We start from the raw sequence: 24,357 nt of genomic DNA on the forward strand, positions 1-24,357 counted from the left end.
CAGCCACGCTAAGTTAGATATGAGTGACACCTTAAGCCACTCTATATAGGGCGTGACCCCATTTACGCTATGATTTCACGCCTAAGGTCAACTAACCATTCACTTGCGTTGAGAAACGATAACCCGTTCCGCGTACCGTCTGAATAAACCCAGCGTAGTTATAAGGCTCAAGCACTTTGCGCAAACGGCGAATATGCACATCAATGGTTCGATCTTCAACATAGACATTACCGCCCCATACTTGGTCTAACAGCTGCGTGCGCGTATAAGCCCGTTCTGGGTGACTCATAAAGAAGGCGAGCAGACGATATTCTGTCGGACCAATCTCGATAGGCATACCATCGGCAGACAGACGTTGGCTGACGGGATCTAAACTTAAGCCTTCGGCTTCGATGGGCTTATCGCCAGATAAGGCACTGCTGCGACGCAGTACTGCTTTAATTCTTGATATCAATTCACGCGTTGAGAAGGGCTTGGTAATATAATCATCTGCGCCGGCATCAAGTCCCTGAACCTTGTTATCTTCCTCGCCTCTAGCCGTTAACATAATAATGGGTGTTTCAGACAAAAGGTCATCTTTTTTTAAGCGGCGACACAAATCAATGCCCGATTGATTGCCGGGTAACATCCAGTCTAACAAAATTAAAGCAGGTCTATGATCTACCACCTTATTATGAGCCTCATTCACATCTTCGGCTTGCATGCACTCAAAACCTGCCATTTCCAGAGTAGTGACTATCATCTCACGTATGGCCGGTTCGTCTTCTACTACTAATATCTTTTCGGAGTTCATGTCAGTAATTTCCTATAATTGACCTACTAATTGTATATTTATCAAACAAGCTTTGGTTTTCGGCCTATATCTTCAAAGCTTACGCCTCGTAATATTTGGACTTACGTATTTCCAAAATAAACAAAAATCATTTATCTTAATAACCGTATTTCAAAAAAATGACAGTCTAAATATGACCGTTATATTACACCTGACAATTATGACAAATAGATGACAATCGATGTTGAAAATGGAGTTATTCTCCTTTAATGATTTATTAATATAAATAAATCAACCCTTAATGATAAGTTATCAAAAGACAGTTATGCCAATTTATGAGATTAATTGACTTCTAATATGAAATTGAGTGGCCCATCATTGTCCGCTTGAACCAGCATATTTGCCCCAAACTCTCCAGATGCAATAGGCGCATACTGAGATCTGGCATACTCTACGAATGTCTCAAACAGTTGCTTGGCCCTATCGGGAGGCATTGCTCCACCAAAATCAGGTCGACGACCCTTGTCAGTTTTTGCCATTAACGTAAACTGCGACACCAATAAAACACCGCCCGCAACTTGCTGGACGTTTTTATCAAGCTTGCCAGCATCATTTTCAAAAATACGGTATGTCAGGATCTTATCCACCATTTTTTGGGCAGTCTCTGGCGTATCTTCATGACCAATACCAATATAGGCCAATACCCCTTGCTCTATGTCTCCAACGACCATACCGTCAACAGTAACACTGGCCTTTAAAACACGCTGTATTAATGCTTTCATTATTATTCTCCACTTTAAGCTGATTCTTGTAAGCTGATTCTTGTAAATAGGTTATAGACATAAAACACCGCCTGACTAAGGTGCCAAATAATCGAAACAAACATGATAAACTAAGCGCATGCTAACGTGTCATCCCAAATGGCCTGAACGCTATAGACAGTGCCATTGATTAATTTTGATATTCTGTTCATGGTGGTATAAAAAGCTAAACTAACTTAACCTTTTAACTGAATTGAACAGACTAAAACCATAGGACAACTATGAAAACTTTGAAAACTATTACTACTATAAAAAATATTGCTAAATCCTCTTTAAAAAAACAAACTCAGCATCTTCTGACGCGCGATGGACTATTTACTACCCTACAGCAGGTAGTGCCTCAGCAAAAACTCAGCGAAACGGCGGGGCGACTTGCGGCCAGTCAAAACCCTATCGTTAAAAAGGTTTTTGTTCATACTTTTGCCAAGGCCTACGGTATTACTTTGGATGATTATGCACGAAAGAATCTGGCTGACTTCAAAAGCTTCAATGACTTTTTTACCCGTGAGTTAGACGAGCAGGCACGTCCGATTGATAGTACCGTAAATGGTATTGTCTCACCAGCAGATGGCATGGTATCCCAAATTGGATATATTGAACAAAACCAATTGCTGCAAGCCAAAGGGCGTCATTATGATGTCGGTCATCTACTTGCTGATTTGGAAAATCAGGACAAACATTATTACGATGGAGGCTGCTTTGCCACCGTCTATCTAGCACCCAGCAATTATCACCGCGTACATATGCCTTTTGATGGCACCTTGATCGAGACCCGTTATGTGCCTGGTACGCTATTTTCTGTCAATAACGTCACCGCAGAGAATGTGCCAGACTTATTCGCCCGTAATGAGCGTTTGGTGTGTGTGTTTGAGACTGAGTATGGTCATGCGGTTGTGGTATTGGTCGGTGCGATGATAGTCGCTGGTATCGAGACGGTGGCAACAGGTAAGATAGATCGCAGTAAAGACATCCAAACACTGACGCATAATATATCGCTAAAAAAAGGCGACGAATTAGGCCGTTTTTATCTAGGATCCACGGCCATTGTGTTACTGCCAAAATCAGCTGGCGTTAGCTGGAAGCAAGATATAGAACATGGTTCAGCGGTTGCTATGGGGCAACTGTTAGGTGTGGCTCAGCACTAGGCGCTGTTTTTTCATCTAAAATCCATTCATTGTCCCGATAACTTTCATGGGTTATCACCATAATAAAAAGTCGTTTGCTTTTTTAGCCGCTTTTTTATAGGAGTTAACCCATGCCGCTCTCTAAAACGCCTTCTAAACCGCCTTCTAGACCCTCATCTAAACCGCCCCTAAAACCCTTAACCACATCAACAAATACCCATCCTAATGACGCTGTCACTACAGCTAAACAACGCAAAAAAAATCGCCTCAATCCATAAACATCATCCCAAATCTATAAATCAACCTATTTAGGAGCAAGAAGGTGACTGCAAACAGTAAGCTCAATAAGCCTGACAAAGTTAGGTCATTTTATATAAAAGGTATCCTATTGATGGCGGTGTTGTTATTGGCAGCTTATACCTTGCTAACTGGCTTTGGTGTTATTAATCTGTCTGCAAACACAGAAGATGAGTTGGCGCCGATAGAGACACCTGAACAAAATTCAATAAAAGCGACACAGTCACCGACTCACCATGACAGACACTTTGATCCCTCGCCATATAGCTTGTCAGAGGCGACGATAAATAAGGTGTATGTGGACAAATCATCACAAAAAATGTATCTATTGCAAGATGACAAGGCTGTGAAAAGCTACCACATTGCGCTGGGTGATGCCCCCAAAGGACATAAACAAAAGGAAGGGGATGAACGGACACCAGAAGGACTTTACACCCTTGATTGGAAAAATGAAAACTCTATTGCCTACCGCTCGATTCATATCAGCTATCCCAATGAGACAGATATTGCCAATGCCAAAGCGCGGGGCGTCAGTCCTGGTGGCGCTATCATGATACATGGACAAATGAATGGCTATGAACAATTTACCACGCTCAATCAGCAGCGTAACTGGACTGATGGCTGCATTGCGGTCACTAATCAGGAGATGGATGAAATTATGAGCGCCGTAAAAGTGGGCACTCCGATAGAAATCGTGTGGTAGCCGTTAACTAAACACTATTTAATAGCTTAGTTTGGCTCAAACGTACACCTAATAGCGATAATGGCCTTTGATAGGGAAGCGAAACAGTACATTCTCCTCTCTGGTTCCTTGCCCAATGTTATGAATAATCAGTGGTGTACCGTCTGTGGCCACCTTATCGGAGACGATACCAATATGGGGTAAGTTATTACCGGGTAGACGCCAACTCACAATATCTCCCGCCTTAAAGCTAGCCTTATCAGTGGTTGATAAAGATTGACCATGACGCGCAAAAAATGTCTCTAGATTAGGCACTCGGCGATGGTCAATATTTTTATCCGTTGACTTTAATCCCCAATTATTGGGATAGGCTGAAAAATGACGCCGCATGTCTACATTGACCAACTGCTGCAAATCTATATTTTGCAAACGATACGCACGTATTACCACATCGGTACACACCCCGGTCGACGGATCGACATCACCCCGTGGAAAGTCTAAGCTACGATAGGTTGGGTCATAGCTGACTGTCACCCCGATTTGCTTTTTGGCATCCCTCGCCAGTTTTTCACCATGGCTGGTCGTTTGGGCAACCGCGATCTGAGCGAACCCTATTGTCGCCAGCAGCAGACTGGTGAATGCGATGGACTTTAGGCTACGGCTACGTTCATTATGTTTTATCACTCATTATCTTCCCTGTTTAATGTTTAATGTTTAATGTTTAATGTTTAATGTTTAATGTTTAATGTTTAATGTTTAATAACTATAAACAAAATGAAGCAGTTTTACATGGAAAAATAGTGAATATTTTGAATTTTAATAAGTCAAAACACCTAAAAACTTGCTGAACCCATTTGCAGATCTCAGCAATGAGATACTTTATTTATTCTACTGTTTATTCATTTGGCTATGCTTCTGGTTATCATCAATCAACCATCCCTGCTCTGTCGCAAACTCAAGACGGGTCGTATGGGTCACATAACTGCGCCGATTAACCCTTTTAAGCGCTTCCAACTCTAACAAAAACTGTGTCACTTTATCGATATCTATGAAGGTATGGTTAGCCGTTGTACTATGAATCGCCATTTTTAATTATCTCTTTATTCGTCTATAACACTATTTAGGGTCTAATCTTAGCGATGTCATAAAATAGATTGTCGTTGTTAATTATACATTTAAGGGTCATAATAAATTTATCGATATCGATATCGTTATTGTTTTAGACAAGGAGCGTTCATGCAACCGCCTAACGGTACTACTAGTATCAATAACAGCACCAGCACCAGTATAAATAATACTATCAGTCTAAATACCGATACCACACCCCACTCTACTCAAAACAAACCGTCTGATCCCCTACAACCTAATAATTCTAATAATTCTAATAAGCCTGATCCTAGCAATATTAATGCTAATAAAAAACCGCATAATAAATGGCTCATTATCGCTGGATTTTCTCTTCTACTAGGCGTCAATCAGTTTTTATGGTTAACCTTTGCTACTATTATCATCAGTACCCAATCTCACTTTGGGGTCAGTGAATTCTTAGCGAACCTATTAACTTTGATGTTCCCCATTGTATTCGTGGTTTTAGCCATTCATTCCGGTAAGATATTAGATAATGTGGGCTATAAGAAGGTCGTCAGTTATGCCTCTGTGTTAATGTTAATAGGGGCAATTATACGTTGGTTAGGGGTAGACAGCTATTGGATCGCGTTTGGCGGGCAATTGCTCATTGCCATCGCTCAACCTTATATTACCAATGCGATCAATCAGGTCACCACAGACTGGTTTGATAAGTCACAAATAGCCACGGTAACCGGTGTGATTATGGGTGGCATGTTCTTAGCGACCGCATTGGGTGCCTTTGCTCCTGCACCATTGATTGAAGCCTACGGTTTTTCAGGCATGCTCCTGTTTAATGTAGTGATAACCGCGGCTGCCGTCTTGGTGTTTTTAGTGGTGGTAAAAGAGAAGCCCAGACAGCATGAGGTCGCCATCTCCCTGCATGAAATCGGGTCTCTAATTAAAAATAAACGCTTGTGGCTTATTTCGCTATCGGTATTTATTGCCATGGGCTATTTTAATGGCTTAAGCAATTGGATTGCGCCCATTCTTGCACCAAGAGGAATTCCTGAAGTCACGGCAGGTATTTTAACCGCCATGCTCATTATTGGGGGCATATTAGGTGCGTTAAGTATTCCCTTATTATCGGATTATTTAAACAAACGACGGGTATTTTTGATATTAGCCACCCTTGTTGGTGCAGGGGCTACCTACCCTTTGTTATATTCTACGACGGGTACTATGGCTCTAGCAGTTAGTTTCTTTCTAGGCTTCTTTTTATTAGCAGGTTACCCGCTTCTAATTGCAGCCGCGGAAGACAGTGTTCATCCCTCTCAATCCGCTAAAGCAGTGGCTATGTTGATGATGATGGGCAATTTAGGAGGTGTCGTTATGGTGTTGTTAATGCAAGGTGTTAAAGGACTTACAGGTAGTTGGACTCCCACAGGTTGGGTGCTTATTATCGCTACTGTATTAGCAAGTATGATTGTCATCCAAATACGCGATAAACCTGTGGTGACAACGGATACCCTTAACTAAGCTCTTGAAAGGACAAATTTAATGAGCCGTTTATCAAGCTTATTTGGCGCATTTATTTAACCAACTCGCTAATTGCCTTAAACGCAGGATCTTTGCTGGAGCGACACAATTCAAATAAGATTGCCTCTACCGTGGTAATGACTGCACCCGCTCGGCGCATCCTGCGAATGGCTTGACGCCGATCATAAGCATACCGTGAGCCGGTAGCATCAGCGATAACAACAGGCTGCATGCCATTATCTAATAAATCCAATACCGTTTGCATCACGCACACATGGGTTTCTACCCCAAACACCAAGACCGATATGCGGTTTTGCTGCGCCAGATAATTCCAAGTCTCATCATTATCGCAAGCACTGAAAGTGACCTTTTCAATAGTCTTATAGTCAGCACCCTCAAGCGCTTCCACTATCTCGGGTAAGGTCTCACCCAATCCTTTTTTGTACTGCTCATTGACTAATATCGGTACCTCAAGCACTTGTAGCCCTTTGAGAAGGGTTACAATTTTACTGGTGATTTTTTGATTGCGATAAATATGAGGAGTTAGTTTTTGCTGGACGTCAATGAGTAACGCCTGACAGTTATCGCGCATGATTCGATAGGTTTTATCTGTGGTAATTGTCGATGACATAACACACTCCTTGTGTCGGTTAATTTTTGCTTCATCTCTTTATTTATTTGGATTTAATATTATAAAACCTAATTCTGTTAGCCGTTTTGGTAGCCGCCTTTCTAGAGCCACTCAACTTAAAATTTTGAGAAATTAACCTCACATCCGCACCATTAACGTCTGTGATAAAGGCTTAGTAGACTCTAATTAAGTCATATTTAATGATGAGGGTCAACCGGTTTTGGCTCTGTAGAAACAATGGTAATTTGACGTTCATAGAAGCCCATATGACCATAATTACCCGCTTTACTCACTATTGCTTGCAGACGCACTCTATTCATCTGATACAAATTACTATGAATACCTCGCTTCTTTGCCAACTCATCTAACAATTTATTGGGATCGTTCACATGATAACTCACGCCTTGATCACTAGTGAAACTAAACTGCTCTAAGGTTTTGTTGACACTGCCGACTAACTCTATTGGCGCTAGACTGTCTTGACCACTTTTATTCGCAATAAATTCAGCCAAACTTTTACTGTTGCTGGCTAAGCTAATACCTACTCCAATTACTGACAACACGATTAACTTCGCTAGTCTACCTTTACGTATAGCACTATTGTTTAGAGTCGAGTTAGAGGACTGGGTATGTTTAGGAGATTGGGAGGGTTGCGTTTTAGTGTCCATTTTTATTCTCTTTAAGCAATCAATGTTTTATACCAAATCTAGAAATCAACCTATTGAGGAAGGCTCAAACGCTAAAAGTCGAACGTTACAAATTGTAGGTTCAGTGAGCCTAACAAAGATAGGTTATTTTTTAGAAGTGATATCACTATCTTACCTTAGCTCTGTACTTTAATGAACTCTTTAATCAATTCTATTATAAACCCTATTAAGTACTCTTTTATAAACTCTTAAAGCAAAATGGTTTAGCTATGATTGCTATAGCAATACCGGGATAGACTTGACATTAAAAAAGCACCTCTAACAAGATGTTAAAGGTGCTGGATATACTAAACAAAAAGTGAATTGGGTTAAGGCTTAGACAGTATATTAGTTAAACGCTAAACCTGATCTCCAAGTTGTCGTTAAATACGTTCAATAACCGTTGAGATACCTTGACCAAGACCGATACACATCGTAGCCAGACCGATTTCAGTGTCTTTTTGTTCCATAGCATTGAGCAAGGTAACAACGATACGAGCACCAGAACAGCCCAATGGGTGACCTAGAGCAATCGCGCCACCATTAACGTTAATGATGTCTTGTTTATCCGTCAAGTTCAGCGCTTTTAACACAGACAAGCTTTGAGCAGCAAAGGCTTCGTTCAGCTCAATGGTTTGCATATCATCAAGACTCATGCCAGCACGTTTAAGTGCTTTTTGAGTTGCGGGTACTGGACCATAACCCATAATAGCAGCATCACAACCAGCAATTGCCATACTGCGGATACGAGCACGTGGCTTCAAGCCTAGGTCTTTCGCTTTTTGAGCACTCATAACCAGCATGGCAGAAGCGCCATCTGACAATGCAGAAGACGTGGCAGCAGTCACTGTACCATGGGCAGGATCAAACACAGGGCGTAACTTCGCTAGTGACTCCATCGTCGTATCTGGACGGATGACTTCGTCAACGGTACACAGCTGCAAACGTCCTTCTGCATCATGGCCTTCGATACCCACGATTTCATTGTCAAAACGACCTTCGGTAGTCGCTTCCCAAGCACGGCGATGTGACTCAAGAGCGAAGGCATCTTGCTCTTCACGTGAGACATTATTCATACGACCTAGCATTTCTGCCGTTAGGCCCATCATGAATGACGCTTTGGCAAAGTGCTTAGACGCAGCAGGGTTAATATCCACCCCGTGCATCATGCCAACGTGACCCATATGCTCGACACCACCAACGATGAAGATATCACCTTGGTTGGTCATGATTTGCGCCGCAGCAGTATGAAGTGCTTGCATAGAAGAGCCACACAGACGGTTAACCGTTTGACCACCCGTTGTTTTTGGGATATCTGCCATTAAGGCACTGTTGCGACCGATGTTATACGCCTGCTCTAGTGTCTGCTGTACACAGCCCCAAATCACATCTTCGATATCATTTGGATCAAAGTCATTACGCTTAACTAAGGCTCGCATAAGCTCAGCTGACAGATCATCTGCCCGCACATGGCGGAACATACCATTTTTCGATTTACCCATTGCAGAACGTACGCCATCTACGATGACCACGTCTTTAGGACTTAAAGTCGTCATTTAATACTCCTTGAATTTTTTAAGTATCTGCTTAAGCCAGTCATACGCTATTATTTAAAAAACATTTAAATCACTATTAAATGGACACGTATTAAAGATTCATAGTTTTAACGTTATTATCAAAACGGGTTAAGCAGATCACTGAATTATTTATGGTTTAAATACTTATTAACCGTTGGGTTTTAATTGACTCGTTACTAATCAACGAGTCATATTGAGCCAACAATCGTTATGCTTTTGGGTAAAAAGTCTCGCCAGCTGCTGCCATATCACGGATCTTCTGCGGCGCTTCATAAGCTTTACCTAAGTGAGCATACTTCTCACACAGTGCTAAATAGTTATCAAGACCGACTTGATCGATATAGCGGCATGGACCACCGCGGAATGGTGGGAAGCCAACACCCATAATCATCGCCATATCAGCCTCAGCAGGGGTTGCGACAATATTGTCTTCTAGGCAGCGAACCGTCTCGTTACAGAAGGCTAGCATCATACGATCAATGATGGTTTGATCGTAAAACTCTTGAGCTTGGCTATCTGTGGTATCTTTTAACAGCTCATAAGTGGCGTCATCTGCTGTTTTCTTAGGCTTACCGCGTTTGTCTTTTTCGTATTTGTAGAAGCCAACACCGTTTTTCTGACCAAGACGTTGGTTTTCAAATAAGTGTTTAATAGCGCCTTTATAGTCAGGCTTCATACGATCTGGGAAGCCTTCAGCCATCACTTCCGCGCCATGTACGCCAGTATCTAAACCAACCACGTCAATTAGATAAGCAGGACCCATTGGCCAACCGAATTTCTCCATAACTTTATCTACATGGACGAAGTCTGCCCCTTGCTTCAATAGCAAGTCGAAGGCACCGAAGTATGGGAACAATACACGGTTCACTAAGAAGCCTGGGCAGTCATTGACCACAACAGGTACTTTACCCATACGCTGAGCTAAGGCAACCGTAGTAGCAATGGCTTCTTCAGATGACTTCTCGCCACGAATGACTTCGACTAATGGCATACGGTGCACCGGATTAAAGAAGTGCATACCGACGAAGTTCTCTGGGCGCTCAAGCACAGTTGCTAGATAAGTAATAGAAATCGTCGACGTATTTGAAGCTAAGATAGCGTTTTCTTTAACAAGGCCTTCGACTTCTTTTAATACGGCATGTTTCACTTTTGGATTTTCAACAACCGCTTCAATAACGATATCTGTTTCACCAAAGTCGCCATAGTTTAGCGTTGGGCGAATACGGCTTAGCGTTTCACCCATTTGTGCTGGGGTCATTTTCTTGCGCTCAACCATTTTGCCCAGTAGCTTGCTCGCCTCACCCATACCTAAATCTAATTGCTCAGACTTAATGTCTTTCATGATAATAGGCAGACCTTTTGACGCCGCTTGATAGGCAATACCGCCGCCCATGATGCCCGCACCCAGTACAGCCGCTTCATTAATATCATGTGATTGCTTACTGTGTTTCTTGGCTAATTTCTTAACCGCTTGATCATTTAAGAACAGACCAACTAAGCTTTCCGCTTGCGGGGTTTTTGCCGCTTTAGCAAAACCAGAGGCTTCAATCTTAAGCGCTTCATCACGAGGTAGGTTAACGTGTTTTTCGATGGTTTCAACAGCGATAGCAACGGCTGGATACTGCTTTGGATTAGCCTTGGCAAAGATAGCCCCTTTGGCACTGTTAAATGCCATAGCTTGCTCAAGCTGATTTAATTTGACAGGTTTTAGTTTCTCTTCACGCTTCGCTTGCCAATCAAGCTCACCTGCGATACATTTCTTGACCAAATCGACAGCAGCAGCTTGTAAGTCATCTTGAGCCACAACCGCATCAACTAAGCCTAGTTTTAAAGCTTCCTCTGGCTTTTTCGCTTTACCGGTAGCGATCATTTCTAACGCATTATCAATACCAATAACCCGTGGGGTTCGCACACTACCGCCAAAGCCTGGGAAAATACCTAATTGAGTTTCTGGTAGACCAATTTGAGCTTTTTCGCCCATCACACGGTATTCACAGACTAGCGTCATCTCACAGCCGCCACCTAATGCCGCGCCATTAATCGCCGCAACTTTCGGGAAAGGAAGGTCTTCAAAGCGGTTAAACACCCCGTTAATTTCAACAATCCACTTTTCAATGTCAGCCGCTTCTTTGTTGAAGTGACCGACGAATTCAGTAATATCTGCACCCGCGATAAACACGCCTTTGGTTGAGGTGACAATCAAACCTTTGATATCTTTTGCTTGTTCTAACGCAGTGACTGCTTCATCAAATTGTTTATTGGTATCAGCATCAAACTTATTAACGCTTTCATTTTCTGCATTAAATTGCATATTGACGATGCCGTCTTCTAACGTCGACACCGTAATGCGGTTACCTTGATAAATCATGTATTTCTCCTAGTTATTGTTAAATAAGCTTTGTTTGATCATGCTGAGTGCAACATCACATCAGTTGTCAAACGAAAGGTGTTTTTGCAAATGCCAAAAAACAAGAACTTTGCTTAATGTTTTTTGTTGAATAATAGGACACGCCTTACCGACACTAACCTATGATTTTATTATATTCTGCTAGCATGACGTACAACAGGTTAGCAGGAAACATAACGATACGCATTACCTTTCACTGGCTCCTTAAGTCAAATAAAGTCATTCAAATTTATAATAATTTATTAAACAAAGCACAGTAAACAAAGTACAGCAAGCATGTGACGCCAGTATTATATAACCTACAAACCTTTTACTCTGCTTTGACTCTGTAAGTATCGATTTCAGTTTTTATACCAGTTACAGTATTATTACCTGCATGACTATGCTTATCTTTAGGCCCTATTTCTATCAAAGCTCTGTACTTACTTTCAAGCAGCTTAAGCATTACCCCATACAAATGACGCAGGTTAGCTAATCAACGCCGGATAGTGCCCGATAGTGTAGGGGATTTGACCCCTTACTGTCACAGTACATTACCTGACTCTTAGGTCATACAAAATTATGCTATTACCCCATTCTCAACTCTTAACGTAGGCTGTGGCTTTAGCCCAGCATTTTTGATTAAAGGTTTTGATTTGCTTGGCTAAAAGCTCCAGCCTACAATGCGTTTTAATAAGTTGAGAACGAGGTGCTAATTTAAACGTCTAAAGCTTTATTCAGTAAATGATTGAATGCCTGATCTCTAGTCTGTCAGAAGATTGCACTATATATTGCACTACATAAGGTTTCAAATTGATAACCCATTCATTAAATACAGTCCTCGTGATAATAGAGTAAACTAAATAGTAGAGTAAACTAAGCGCATTCTTGACTTTTGCTACTTATAGTTATTGATAACTTTACCTGCAATACGCTACAAAAGCCTGTAATGAAATTTAATTCCTTTAAGCTGCGAATGTCTTTATAATTTGAAGGATAAATGAGCATTTCTTATACCCTTATATCACGACGATCTATATTCATACTTATCTATATTGAGCCGCATCTATATGACTACTATCATCACTATACCCCCCAGCTTTGATGCTTTAAGCCAACAAGTCATGAGCACATTGCAGACCGATATAGAGCGCCTATTAGACTTTGCTACCCTCCCAGCCCCTTTAAGTGATGCCTGTACCTATGCCATGATGGGTGCTGGCAAACGTGTGCGTCCTTTATTAGTGGTGAGTGCTTATCAAACGGTAATGCAAAGCTTAAATGATCATAAACACTCTAAACATGATAATGACCAGACAAATTCTGAGCCATTATGGTTTGATGATAACTGTCGACGAGCTATGTTAGCGGTCGAGTTTTTGCACACCTATTCGCTCATTCATGATGACCTACCTAGTATGGATGATGATGAGTTGCGGCGCGGCCGTCCAACCTGTCATATTAAGTTTGGCGAAGCCACTGCCTTACTGGCTGGTGACGTATTACAAACGTTAGCATTTGAGATTATCAATGCAGATATTGAGGGTTTTGCCCCTATTTCAGTTGAACAATCAACCCAGCTCAGCAAGATTTTTGCACCCAGAGCAAGACGCATGGTGGCAGGTCAAATGCTAGACTTAAATGCTGAAAATAAACAAGTATCTCAAACTGAGCTTGAATCTATACATAGGGATAAAACAGGCGCCCTTATCGAAGCTGCGGTGTTAATGGGCGGGGTATGCGCGGGCGCATCTGATATGCAGCTTGCGGCCTTATCTCAGTTTGCCAGTCGCATAGGTCTTGCTTTCCAAGTACAAGATGATATCTTGGATGTGGTATCAAACACCGACACATTAGGCAAACCGACAGGCAGTGATGAGGGACTTAATAAATCCACCTATGTTAAATTAATGGGTGTTGAGGCAGCAACTGAGTATGCCAAGTCATTGTTCACTGACGCAACCGACACCATTACTAAGAGCTTTTCTAACTCCACCACCATCCATACTATTGCCGACTGGTTGTGGGACAGAAAAAAATAGCATCTGTTAAATAGCCGTTAAGTAATTTATATTGACTGTAAATACTAGGGTCTGTAAAGAGTTAATTTTTAGCAAGACATCACTGACTGATTTGAGTTCAAAAGCGATAGTCGATTTTAAACTCATCATCAATTTATCATAGTAATTGGAAACTTATGCTTTTTTTGCGTTCTCTTAATCAGCCTAAAGCATTAGCAAAAAAAATTGAGCCTCGTTTGCCTTTTGCTCAAAGGCTTATGCTTGTGCAGCGAAAGCCTAAACGCCTAAAAACTGGAAAAGCCCAAAAAGCGACAATAGCCCGAACTACCCAAAAAGACAATTTAGAAGAACAAAAACTCATTTTAAAAGAATCGTTTCGTCTTCTACTAAAATCAAATAAACCTTCTACTCGCAAGGGATTCAATAGAAAAAGCGCCATAAATCTTCTGAATAATAGCTTTCAAAAAAAATCTCTTCAGCGAAAGCCTGCAAAAAAAACGTTGAGCGCAAACCGTCAACGGATTTTACGCCTGTTTTTTATCATCAGTATCGCCAGTGTCGCGACGCACTCTATTACCAGTCATGCCGCAATATTAGACCCAATACGCCGAGTCATCTCTCCTTTTTTGGGTGATACTGATACTAAAACGGAGACTAATTCAACAGAAGCGGAGGATGCAGATGATCAGGCAACTCCTGATGCGTCAATGTCAGAGCAAGGAAGTCTGGATCCCTCCATAAAGGGTCATCCTGTCGAGATTGGCAATGGTCGATTATCACTGACCGAGGACCGCCCAAGCTTATTAAATGTCATGCAGGCAGAGTTTTTAATTGACCGAGGTGATATTGCTCAGGCGCTTAAGCTGTATAAGCAAGAGTCCTTTAAACAAGAGTCGACCAGTGTCTTTGAACGCGCCTTAGAGCTGTCATTACTGTATGAGACCCCTGTTGAGTCATTAAATTTTGCCGTTACTTGGCAGCAACAGAATCCTGAACATATTCCCGCGTTGTTCTATGTCGCTCATTTAGCCCTTAAAGCAAATGAATATGACCTAGCGGGTAATGCTTTAACTCAAATTTTGGATTATGACCCCCAAGCCGATTTAAGTGAAATCTTAATCGGTATTTATCCCACGACTCAGCAAGACCAACGGTTATTATTAGAGACGTTATTGGCATTACCCAAACATAACAACCCGTCTTTGTTGGTCATGCAAGCGGGGCTGATGTCCCAATTAGGTCAGCCAGATATCGGCTTAGTCAGTGTCAATAGAGCGCTTAGAAAACAGCCTGATAAAGCGGCCTTTATTGTGCTTAAGAGTGATATATTAAAGCAGCTTAAGCCCGATAGGGAGGTCCTAAAATATATCAGTGGTGAGCGCAAAAGATTAAAGAACAGTAAAGCCTTATACTTATATGAAATACGTTTACGCTTAGAGCTTGGACAAACTCAGGAAGCGTGGCAGTTGTTATTAGAAGCTCATGACCTGTTTCATGATGAAGAGGTTACCTTGCTTGCTGCCTTAGTCAGTATAGATATAGAGGCCTATACGACGGCGGATGAGCTGTTATCAGGATTGGCATCTTCGCCAGCTTACATCGACCAAGCCTATTACTACTTAGGTATTAGTGCAGAACGCCAGCATAATTATGATAGAGCTGAGCGTTTTTTATCAAAGGTAATGCAAGAAAGCTTGGTTTTAAAAGCCCGTCAAAAGTTAGTGTCTATACAGCTACTACAAAATAAACCCGATGATGCTTTGGCAACGTTGGCTAAATTTAGTGAGCAGTTTGAGGTCTATGCCCCAGAAAGCGCTATTATGCAAGCCGATATACTACGACAACAAAATAAGATGGTGGAAGCGCGCTACATCCTGTCAGAAGCCAACCGCCGCTTTCCCGATGATACCAAATTGTTATTTGCACGGGCGCAGCTGTTAGACAACCAAGAAGATACAGTTTTAAAAAGGCAGCTTCTTGATCGATTGGTTTTGATTAATCCGGAAAACCCTGACTACACTCTGGCGCTTGCGCTTTTATTGTTTGAATCGACCCATAGCAAAGATATTGATCAAGCACTCTCGCTGGCTAATTCCATTTTAGACATTCCTTTTGATTCGCCTTTATTTAGTCAACACAACTATTTATCAGCGCTGAATATACTGGCCGCTGATGCGTTGTCTGAAGAGCGTTATCAGGATGTCATTAATTACCTTGCAGGTCCCTATGACATATCCCCCACTTTGGATAGTGGCATTCTTTTATTGCGTGCCTATCAAGGATTAAATCAAGACGACAAGGTAGTTCGTCTGTTTGATGACATCCAAAATCGGTTTTCTGTTAATGAATATGATATCAGTAGTCGACTTCAGTCCTACTAGACCAATGACAATGACTGATTACTATTTACTATGACTAACACTGCTTAAAAACATATAACTATACTTACTGAAATAAAGATATAAACTAAGGACATTTATGATTGAATCAACCTCTAAAGTTGTCGTATCACACCCTACCCAAATGAAGAATGTACTACTTAGTTTACTTGTGGGGGGGTGTACGCTTGCCATGACAGCCTGCCAAACCACGCCGCAAGTTACACCATCACCTACTTCGGGTGTGGTGACAAACGGTCAACCTCAGTATCCAGAGCTTCTAAAAAGCTTTAATATACGTGGAAAAATTGGCATTACCACGCCTCAGACTGAGACCAGCAACGCCCAATCAGGCAGTGCTTTTTATGTCTGGGCACAAGAAGACGACCGCTTTGCCATAGACCTCACCGGTGCCATGGGTATTGGTCATACGGTCATTGAATATAATGGCGCTACCGCCACCTTGGTCAATCAGAGTGTCGGTGAGCTTAGCGCAAACTCACCAGAAGAGCTATTACAACAGGCAACAGGCTGGCAAGCGCCCATCTCTCAGCTACGTTACTGGATCTCTGGTCGTCCTGCTCCATCGGATGATAACAGTCAACTTGATGCACAAGGACGCCTTATATCGAGTGAAAATGCCGGCTGGATAGCAACCTTTAGCTATAAAGATGACTCTGCGCAAATCCAAACCCCAAGTAAGATTAAAGTGGTTCGTGATGATGGACACCGCGTCATTATGACCATCAATCATAGTCAAAATTCTTAACCACACTGTTTCATACTTAACTGCTTATTGGATACGATAGCCACTATGACCGTGACCTCTGCCCTCACCCTATTCTCCCCTGCCAAAATTAACCTATTTTTGCATATTACAGGGAAGCGCGAGGACGGCTATCATAATTTGCAAACCGTTTTTCGGCTCTTAGACTGGGGCGACACATTAGACTTCCGCCCCAGCACCCATACCTTCAATCCCCATCTGCTAATAGAGCATTTAGCAACCCGCTCAGAGATTCAGTGCTTTGATGACACTGATGACTCTGATAGCTCTCATGATTTGGCGCTACCCATCACCTTAAATAGCACTATATCTGTCACAGACACTCTAGCAGACAACCTGATTACCAAAGCTGCTATTGCCCTGCTCAAAGCGATAGATCATAGAAGTGGCTCAATAGGTAGTAGCCTACCTGAGCGTCTACCCATCATTGATATTGCTCTAAACAAGGTATTGCCGACCGGTGCCGGTCTCGGTGGTGGTTCCTCGAATGCCGCAACCACACTGCTTGCTCTAAACCAACTTTGGGGGGTTGACCTTGACCCACAAATATTGATCGCTATAGGCGCAACAGTCGGTGCCGATGTGCCTATATTTATCCTAGGCCAAGATGCGATTGCAGAAGGTATCGGAGAGCAGTTGACCCCTATTGAGCTGCCTCACCAACATTACTTACTACTGACGCCTAATGCGCACGCTGCCACCCAAGCGTTATTCCAGCACTCTGATTTAAAGCGTGATACTCAGGCACTAAGTTTGAGCCAAATTATGCAGGACAAAGATTATTACCTTGATACTTTACTACCGCCTTTTACGAATGTGTTTGAACCAGTGGTGACTCAAGTTGTTCCTGAAGTTGCTCAAGCCTTAACCTATTTAACGGGGTTACAAAAGATAACAAATACAACCGCGCGTATGACAGGGACTGGTAGTAGTGTTTTTCTACCGATAGCACCGCAGCATATTGAGCTTATACAACACCATATCACGCATATAGAATCTCCCCCTTGCCCTGCCATATTGACTCAATCCAAGCCACTACTAGATCCTCCTCAAGCTTAGCTTAGTTAATAGAAGGTTATTAGAAGATTAATAGGAGCCAATCCCGCTTTCGCTACTATCTGCCCCGCTAGGTGTGGCAGTGGTTAAGCTAAGTGGTGTCCCTTGCTTCGCGTTGACACCACTCAGCTTACCACAGCAACCCACCTAGCCCGGCAGGATATCCGCTACAATCGGGGCTAAACCGCTCTTTATGACCACGTCAGTCGCTACTGATTGGGGTACTTTTATGATATATAACCAACGCTTAAGCCGAGAGTTTCGCCTTGCTATACCGCATGCTACACATTCTGTATATGAAACAGTGTGTTTGGCTATCAATAAAAAACAGTTGCAATCAGCTTTTTCTTGTGTATAATAACTCGCCCATAAAGGGGTATAGCCAAGTTGGTAAGGCATCAGGTTTTGATCCTGACATCCGTTGGTTCGAGTCCAGCTACCCCTGCCATATTCGTCATAGACTCAGCGCTTATTTAAGCTGCTATTATTTAAATTAAACCGCTGAGTTTATTGACATATCTAGTCAGTTTTCGGTATAGTTCGCCTCGAACGAAACCAAGAAAACAACACAAAATACTATTACAATGTTAACGCTCAAATTATTAATATTTTAATAGTAAGTTATCAAGTGATATGCTAAGTTAACGGTATTAGACATCTTGATACAGTTTGTCTGTTACAGGGGTATAGCCAAGTTGGTAAGGCATCAGGTTTTGATCCTGACATCCGTTGGTTCGAGTCCAGCTACCCCTGCCATTTTCTAACGTTCAATATTTCCTTTATTTGTGCAGTGTCTACTGCTCCTCTTTTAAGTCAAATAAATAGGACTTGAACCATGCCATATCTGGCGATTTTTACGGGTAATGCCCACCCTGAGCTGGCAAAAACAGTTGCTAATCATTTACATATTCCTCTAGGACGTGCTGATGTTACGCGCTTCTCTGATGGCGAAATCGCCGTTGAGATCAAAGAGCACGTACGTGGTAAAGACGTCTTCATCCTACAACCTACCTGTGCCCCAACTAACGATAACCTGATGGAAATCATGGTTATGGCTGATGCACTGCGTCGTTCTAGTGCGGGTCGTATTACGGCTGTGATGCCCTACTTTGGTTATGCGCGTCAAGACCGTCGCCCTCGCTCCGCTCGTGTGCCTATTTCAGCCAAGGTAGTTGCTGATATGCTCAATATTGTTAGCATAGATCGGGTCATGACAGTTGACCTACATTCTGACCAAATTCAGGGGTTCTTTGACATTCCAGTAGACAATATCTACGGTACTCCTGTTTTGCTAAAAGACCTGCAAAAGCAAGGCTACGAAGATCTTATGGTGGTGTCACCTGACGTCGGTGGTGTGGTTCGTGCCCGTGCCATGGCAAAAGAGCTTGGTGATACCGAGCTTGCCATTATTGATAAACGTCGTGCACGTGCTAATGAATCACAAGTCATGCACATTATCGGTGATGTCCACGACCGCGATTGTGTCATTGTCGATGACATGGTTGATACGGCTGGTACACTGTGCAAAGCTGCTCAAGCCCTTAAAGACAATGGCGCTCGCAATGTGTTAGGCTATATTACCCATCCTGTATTATCAGGTAACGCTATTGAGAATATCAGTAATTCTGTGCTTGATGAGTTGGTTGTCACTGACACGATTCCACTCAGCGATGAAGCCAAAGCTTGTACCAAGATACGTCAGGTTACTATTGCACCTTTATTGGCTGAAAGTTTACGTCGTATTAACAACGAAGAATCTATTAGTGCAATGTTTGAGTCTGTTGACTAATAAATACCTTAACGTTTCTATTAGAATTATCCAAATGTCAACATTATAACCGCCATCCCTCCGATGGCGGTTTTTTTGTACTGGATTTATTGGTTATTAATCCGTATAATACGCCCTCTGTATCTATATATCCCCTATTACAAAAACGATCTTGTTATATAAATATATGCGGTCATACAGCCTATAAGGCGTTACATTGACGGCTGATAGCATTGTTGACAGTTTAATCTGATCGATAACCGTTTATAAACTGGCTTATGGTTAGGACAGGATAATAGGTATGGACTTTCGATGTATGTTTGGCTGCGTTGGTCGCAAACGCCGCTAGAACGCATCACAAAACCAAATTATTTAATAAAGGATACTCTTATGAGTAATGTACTATATACGGTAAACGGTATTACCCGTACCGAAGATCAGCAGGGCAAAGGTGCGAGCCGCCGCCTGCGTAAGCAAAACTTAGTACCTGCCATTATCTATGGTGGTGGTGAGGAGCCTACTGCGATCGCTATCAAAAAAAATGAGCTATGGAAACTTCTTGAAAACGAAGCTTTCTTCTCAAATATTTTGACTATCAATCTTGAAGGCGAAGAGCACTTAGCCGTTATTAAAGATCTTCAACGTCACCCAGCCAAAGGCTTTGCAATGCATGCTGACTTCCAGCGTATTGTTAAAGGTCAGAAGATCCATATGAATGTACCTGTTCACTTCACAGGTCGTGAAGAAGCGCCAGGTACTAAGTCTGGTGGTGTATTATCTACGCTTGTTTCAGATATCGAAATCATCTGTTTACCAATGAATCTTCCAGAATACCTAGATGTTGACGTATCAGGTATGGAAATCGGTGATTCTTTACATCTATCTGATATCAAATTGCCAGAAGGTGTTGTTATCCATGAGCTTGAGCTTGAAGATGGCACTGACCGTACTATCGTTAACATGCAGCCACCAACTGTTGAAGAAGTCGATGAAGAGACTGAAGACGATGTTGATGCTGCTGATGTCCCTGCTACTGAACAAGGTGACGAAGGCGATACTGAACAAGGCGAAGGCGACGAGTAGTTTTATTACTTGCCACCCACGGTTGAGCTCAATAAGTTAGGTTTAATAAAATAAGCTCAATAAGTTGTTGGACTTAACCGTGAAACTCATTTTTACAGCTGTATACATAGAGAGAACGCTATGTCCCAACTTAAGCTCATTGTTGGGCTTGGCAACCCAGGTCAGCAGTATGTCGAAACCAGACATAATGCTGGCTTTTGGTTTGTGGCCCAGATTGCTGATAAGTTTAATATTGACTTTGTTGCCGACAAAAAGTTTCACGGATTAACAGGCCGTGGACGTATCTATGATACTGATGTTCGTCTTCTATTGCCTACGACCTTTATGAATAAGTCGGGCCAATCTGTAGTGCCGATGGTAAACTATTATGGTATCAAACCTGATGAGATGCTTATTGCTCATGATGAACTTGATATACCGGCGGGTTGCATTAAGTTAAAAACAGGCGGCGGTCATGGCGGTCATAATGGTCTACGTGATATCACGCCTCACTTGGGTAATGACTTTCACCGTTTACGTATCGGTATTGGACATCCTGGCCATAAGTCACAAGTCAGCGGACATGTGTTATCAAAACCTTCGCAAGATGAGCAAATAGCCATTGAAGCGACCATTGATGCGGCCATTGCATCATTGGAGTTAATGGTCTCCGGTGATATCGAAAAGGCTCGCAACCATATTAATGGTTTTAAGCTTCCCCAATAGTTCATTCGTTTGAGCGCTATTTAACCTCGCAAGCTTATCGTATCTTTGAATGTATTCTAGCTTCAAAGTTTACGCCTCTTCTGATTGTCTACTCTCTCCCTCCTCATCCTCTGTGCTTCCTCATCCTCTGTGCTTCCTCATCCTCTGCGCTTCATGACCTGCTGCGAACTCACATTATCCTATAGTCATCTTTTTAAGACATATTCGCATTACTGTTAATGGTAAATTGTCAATATTCTCTAAACCATTTTAAAGATAAAATATAGAGATACCGTCAGTTTTCAATTTGGTATCTCCTTAACATTATGTTACAGTGATAGACCATTATCTTATTTACGGTTAAGTTATGCCAATAGAAAGCCCAAGGAATGGAACTGCTCAACATCCCAATTCTAGTAATACAATGACGCAAGCTGAGACGACAGTTGTCAAAGCTAATAGTCCCCCTACGCAAACCAGTACCTCTCAATCAACGCTTGATGTCAAACAACCAAAGCTTGAAGTCAAAAATTTATATAAAATTTTTGGCGATCATCCAAAAAAAGCGTTAGAGCTTGTCAAACAAAATCTCAGTAAAGATGAGATTTTCGCTAAAACTGGCAACACTATTGCCGTCAAAGATGTCAGTCTTTCAATTTATGAAGGTGAGATTTTTGTGGTAATGGGGTTATCTGGCTCCGGCAAATCCACCCTTATTCGCTTATTAAATCGTCTGATTGAGCCCACAACAGGCCATGTCTATATTGATGGCGAAGACGTGGTACAAATGGACGAAAAAACCCTGCGTCAAACCCGTCGTGAAAAACTTAGTATGGTCTTTCAGTCATTCGCTTTGATGCCGCATTTAAATACCATACAAAATGCAGCCTTTGGTCTTGAGTTGGCAGGTATGCCAGAAGAGGAACGTAACAATCGAGCGATGATTGCGTTGCAACAGGTTGGACTTGAAGCCAATTCAGAAAGCTATCCCGATGAGCTTTCTGGAGGTATGCAGCAACGTGTAGGACTCGCTCGCGCACTGGCAAATGATCCTGATATTCTATTGATGGATGAGGCCTTCTCAGCACTTGACCCTTTAATACGAGCCGAGATGCAGGATGAGCTATTAAAGCTGCAACAAAACGATAGACGTACTATTGTGTTTATCTCCCATGATCTTGATGAGGCGATGCGTATCGGTGATCGAATTGCCATTATGCAAGATGGCATCGTCGTCCAAGTTGGCTCACCCGATGAAATATTAAGCAACCCTGCAAATGATTACGTCAGTTCATTCTTTAAAGAAGTGGATGTCAGTCAAGTATTTACAGTCAAAGATATTGCGCATAAAAATCAGTTAACCTTCATCATGAAAAACGATACCTCACCTACTCAAGGTATTCGCTCCGCTTTAAAGCGTATGAGTGAAAATGACCGAGAGTATGGGTATGTTTTATCCTCACAAAAAGAGTTTTTAGGGGTCGTATCCTCACGAACACTCGAAGATGTCCTTAAAAAACAAAAAGACAATAGTGACGCCTTAACGCTCCGTAATGCCATATTAAATGACATTAAGGCCGTCCCTGCTGATACCAATATTGGCGATATATATACGGATATCGCGCGTTCACCCTGTCCACTACCTATTGTCGATGAGGCTGGGAAATACATTGGTAGTGTTAGCTATGTGAATTTACTAGAAACCCTTAGTAGAGATTAACGAGGAGTTCTGGTTTTGTTTGTTTAGGGTCTATCGCTACTAAGCGCGCCTTAGCATTAACTCACCTTATAAAAAATTTGAAAACTTATGACAGACACCAACCCTTGGGCAACTTCAGCTAACGAAGATCCCTCTATAGTAACAGATAGCAATGAAATTGATGCTGCTGCCAGTACAGCAAGTGCTTGGGACAATCCAAGTCCTGCAACGAGTGATGCTGCGACTGGTGTTGAAAGTGGCTTAAGTGCAGCTGATACGACTAGCAGCCTATCCGCTGGAGATATGGTACAGCCAGACTTCTCGTGGTTAGACCCTTTTGCGCAAACATGGATCCCCTTAGATACTTGGGTAGATAGTGCTATTGGCTGGATAGTCACCCAGTTTCGTCCTTTCTTTATTGCGATAAAGACCCCGATTGATTGGACCTTAAATGCTATAGAAGCAGGCTTATCCAGTATTCCAGCGCTGTTGTTTATCGTTATATTTAGTTTGATAGCTTGGCAAATGGCTGGTAAACGTATGGCATTGGGAACCCTCATTGGCATGCTAATACTAGGCTTGATAGGCATATGGGAAGAGTCCATTACCACCTTGTCCTTGGTGCTAACGGCTGTACTATTTTGCATGCTGATCGGTATTCCGTCAGGTATTATGATGGCGCGTAATGAGACTGTGGCAAAATTTATGCGTCCGACTTTAGACGCGATGCAGACCACGCCTGCATTTGTTTATTTAGTCCCCATCGTTATGCTGTTTGGGATAGGTAACGTGCCTGGCGTGGTTGTCACTATTATTTTTGCCGTACCTCCCGTTATTCGTCTGACAAACCTCGGTATTCGCCAAGTACCCGCAGACTTAATTGAAGCCGCGCATTCATTTGGTGCAGATAGCAAACAGATGTTGTACAAAGTTCAGCTTCCTTTAGCGATGCCTACCATCATGGCAGGCGTTAACCAAACCTTGATGCTCAGCTTATCGATGGTGGTTATTGCTTCAATGATTTCAGTCGCAGGGTTAGGACTCATGGTACTGCGCGGCATTGGTAGATTAGATATTGGCTTAGCGACGGTGGGCGGATTAGGCATCGTAATTTTAGCGATTATACTTGATCGTATGACCCAGTCATTAGGTCAAAACAACCGTAATAAAGCACATCAAAAATGGTATCAAACGGGTCCAGTTGGACTAATTTATGGCTTAGTCAATAAGTCATGATGTTAATTAGCGTATTGATAAGCGCATTGATATTTTATTGTTATTCATCAAATGTTTTAAAAAAA

Annotated in this window: 22 protein-coding genes and 2 tRNA genes; 16 read left to right on the forward strand and 8 right to left on the reverse strand. The window is 42.2% G+C overall.

The window, feature by feature from the left end; translation table 11 throughout:
• Positions 1 to 91: 91 nt before the first annotated feature.
• Positions 92 to 793 (reverse strand): phosphate regulon transcriptional regulator PhoB, encoded by a 702-nt coding sequence (gene phoB / locus AC2SLT_RS10390; RefSeq protein ID WP_486547583.1) that lies wholly within the window; start codon positions 791 to 793, stop codon positions 92 to 94.
• Between the two features lie 320 nt (positions 794 to 1,113).
• Positions 1,114 to 1,554: a D-aminoacyl-tRNA deacylase gene (gene dtd / locus AC2SLT_RS10395; protein ID WP_486547584.1), complete on the reverse strand. Its 441-nt coding sequence runs from the start codon at positions 1,552 to 1,554 to the stop codon at positions 1,114 to 1,116.
• A 260-nt stretch (positions 1,555 to 1,814) separates the two neighbouring features.
• Between dtd and asd the strand changes: the two genes are divergently transcribed.
• From asd to AC2SLT_RS10410, 3 genes are all read left to right on the forward strand, one after another.
• Entirely contained in the window at positions 1,815 to 2,738 is a 924-nt protein-coding gene (gene asd / locus AC2SLT_RS10400) for an archaetidylserine decarboxylase (RefSeq protein ID WP_486547585.1), read from the forward strand.
• A gap of 110 nt (positions 2,739 to 2,848) precedes the next feature.
• Positions 2,849 to 2,995 carry a hypothetical protein gene (locus AC2SLT_RS10405; RefSeq protein WP_486547586.1) on the forward strand — a complete coding sequence of 49 codons (147 nt, stop codon included), beginning with the start codon at positions 2,849 to 2,851 and terminating at the stop codon, positions 2,993 to 2,995.
• 44 nt (positions 2,996 to 3,039) lie between these two features.
• Complete coding sequence (locus AC2SLT_RS10410) at positions 3,040 to 3,717, forward strand: L,D-transpeptidase family protein (protein WP_486547587.1); 678 nt, start codon at positions 3,040 to 3,042, stop codon at positions 3,715 to 3,717.
• Between the two features lie 48 nt (positions 3,718 to 3,765).
• Here AC2SLT_RS10410 and AC2SLT_RS10415 read toward each other — a convergent pair whose 3' ends face one another.
• Positions 3,766 to 4,326 (reverse strand): DUF1287 domain-containing protein, encoded by a 561-nt coding sequence (locus tag AC2SLT_RS10415; RefSeq protein ID WP_486547641.1) that lies wholly within the window; start codon positions 4,324 to 4,326, stop codon positions 3,766 to 3,768.
• Positions 4,327 to 4,584: 258 nt separating this feature from the next.
• On the reverse strand, positions 4,585 to 4,782 hold the full coding sequence (locus AC2SLT_RS10420) for a hypothetical protein (protein ID WP_486547588.1): 198 nt from the start codon (positions 4,780 to 4,782) through the stop codon (positions 4,585 to 4,587).
• Positions 4,783 to 4,932: 150 nt separating this feature from the next.
• Between AC2SLT_RS10420 and AC2SLT_RS10425 the strand changes: the two genes are divergently transcribed.
• Positions 4,933 to 6,300 carry an MFS transporter gene (locus AC2SLT_RS10425; RefSeq protein WP_486547589.1) on the forward strand — a complete coding sequence of 456 codons (1,368 nt, stop codon included), beginning with the start codon at positions 4,933 to 4,935 and terminating at the stop codon, positions 6,298 to 6,300.
• A gap of 52 nt (positions 6,301 to 6,352) precedes the next feature.
• Here the strand turns inward: AC2SLT_RS10425 and AC2SLT_RS10430 are convergent, their stop codons facing one another.
• The 4 genes from AC2SLT_RS10430 to fadB all read right to left on the reverse strand — a co-directional run bounded on the left by AC2SLT_RS10430 (position 6,353) and on the right by fadB (position 11,562).
• Positions 6,353 to 6,931, reverse strand: coding sequence for an isochorismatase family protein (locus AC2SLT_RS10430; protein WP_486547590.1), 579 nt, complete (start codon positions 6,929 to 6,931; stop codon positions 6,353 to 6,355).
• 197 nt (positions 6,932 to 7,128) lie between these two features.
• On the reverse strand, positions 7,129 to 7,599 hold the full coding sequence (locus AC2SLT_RS10435; protein WP_486547591.1) for a hypothetical protein: 471 nt from the start codon (positions 7,597 to 7,599) through the stop codon (positions 7,129 to 7,131).
• 401 nt (positions 7,600 to 8,000) lie between these two features.
• A complete protein-coding gene (fadA, locus tag AC2SLT_RS10440) occupies positions 8,001 to 9,173 on the reverse strand; it encodes an acetyl-CoA C-acyltransferase FadA (protein WP_486547592.1) in 1,173 nt (390 codons plus the stop codon).
• A gap of 229 nt (positions 9,174 to 9,402) precedes the next feature.
• Complete coding sequence (gene fadB / locus AC2SLT_RS10445; protein ID WP_486547593.1) at positions 9,403 to 11,562, reverse strand: fatty acid oxidation complex subunit alpha FadB; 2,160 nt, start codon at positions 11,560 to 11,562, stop codon at positions 9,403 to 9,405.
• 1,088 nt (positions 11,563 to 12,650) lie between these two features.
• On the opposite strand from fadB, the gene AC2SLT_RS10450 reads away from it, so the two are divergent.
• The 12 genes from AC2SLT_RS10450 (at position 12,651) to proW (ending at position 24,292) form a co-directional block, all read left to right on the forward strand.
• Positions 12,651 to 13,622, forward strand: coding sequence for a polyprenyl synthetase family protein (locus tag AC2SLT_RS10450; RefSeq protein WP_486547594.1), 972 nt, complete (start codon positions 12,651 to 12,653; stop codon positions 13,620 to 13,622).
• A 155-nt stretch (positions 13,623 to 13,777) separates the two neighbouring features.
• Positions 13,778 to 15,982: a tetratricopeptide repeat protein gene (locus AC2SLT_RS10455; RefSeq protein ID WP_486547595.1), complete on the forward strand. Its 2,205-nt coding sequence runs from the start codon at positions 13,778 to 13,780 to the stop codon at positions 15,980 to 15,982.
• 97 nt (positions 15,983 to 16,079) lie between these two features.
• The gene (gene lolB / locus AC2SLT_RS10460) at positions 16,080 to 16,748 is read left to right on the forward strand and encodes a lipoprotein insertase outer membrane protein LolB (RefSeq protein ID WP_486547596.1); all 669 of its coding nucleotides are present in this window, start codon (positions 16,080 to 16,082) and stop codon (positions 16,746 to 16,748) included.
• A gap of 45 nt (positions 16,749 to 16,793) precedes the next feature.
• Positions 16,794 to 17,825: a 4-(cytidine 5'-diphospho)-2-C-methyl-D-erythritol kinase gene (gene ispE, locus AC2SLT_RS10465; protein WP_486547597.1), complete on the forward strand. Its 1,032-nt coding sequence runs from the start codon at positions 16,794 to 16,796 to the stop codon at positions 17,823 to 17,825.
• 190 nt (positions 17,826 to 18,015) lie between these two features.
• Entirely contained in the window at positions 18,016 to 18,180 is a 165-nt protein-coding gene (locus tag AC2SLT_RS10470) for a hypothetical protein (RefSeq protein ID WP_486547598.1), read from the forward strand.
• Between the two features lie 14 nt (positions 18,181 to 18,194).
• Positions 18,195 to 18,270, forward strand: a tRNA-Gln gene (locus tag AC2SLT_RS10475).
• A 232-nt stretch (positions 18,271 to 18,502) separates the two neighbouring features.
• Positions 18,503 to 18,578 (forward strand) — tRNA-Gln (locus AC2SLT_RS10480).
• A 79-nt stretch (positions 18,579 to 18,657) separates the two neighbouring features.
• Positions 18,658 to 19,611, forward strand: coding sequence for a ribose-phosphate pyrophosphokinase (locus tag AC2SLT_RS10485; RefSeq protein WP_486547599.1), 954 nt, complete (start codon positions 18,658 to 18,660; stop codon positions 19,609 to 19,611).
• Positions 19,612 to 19,980: 369 nt separating this feature from the next.
• Positions 19,981 to 20,673 (forward strand): 50S ribosomal protein L25/general stress protein Ctc, encoded by a 693-nt coding sequence (locus AC2SLT_RS10490; protein WP_486547600.1) that lies wholly within the window; start codon positions 19,981 to 19,983, stop codon positions 20,671 to 20,673.
• A gap of 120 nt (positions 20,674 to 20,793) precedes the next feature.
• Positions 20,794 to 21,378: an aminoacyl-tRNA hydrolase gene (pth, locus tag AC2SLT_RS10495; protein WP_486547601.1), complete on the forward strand. Its 585-nt coding sequence runs from the start codon at positions 20,794 to 20,796 to the stop codon at positions 21,376 to 21,378.
• A gap of 346 nt (positions 21,379 to 21,724) precedes the next feature.
• Positions 21,725 to 23,077 carry a glycine betaine/L-proline ABC transporter ATP-binding protein ProV gene (gene proV, locus AC2SLT_RS10500; protein WP_486547602.1) on the forward strand — a complete coding sequence of 451 codons (1,353 nt, stop codon included), beginning with the start codon at positions 21,725 to 21,727 and terminating at the stop codon, positions 23,075 to 23,077.
• A gap of 87 nt (positions 23,078 to 23,164) precedes the next feature.
• Positions 23,165 to 24,292, forward strand: a complete 1,128-nt coding sequence (gene proW / locus AC2SLT_RS10505; RefSeq protein ID WP_486547603.1) for a glycine betaine/L-proline ABC transporter permease ProW — start codon at positions 23,165 to 23,167, stop codon at positions 24,290 to 24,292.
• The last annotated feature ends 65 nt before the right edge of the window (positions 24,293 to 24,357 follow it).

It is taken from the genome of Psychrobacter sp. CX18 (assembly GCF_057396215.1).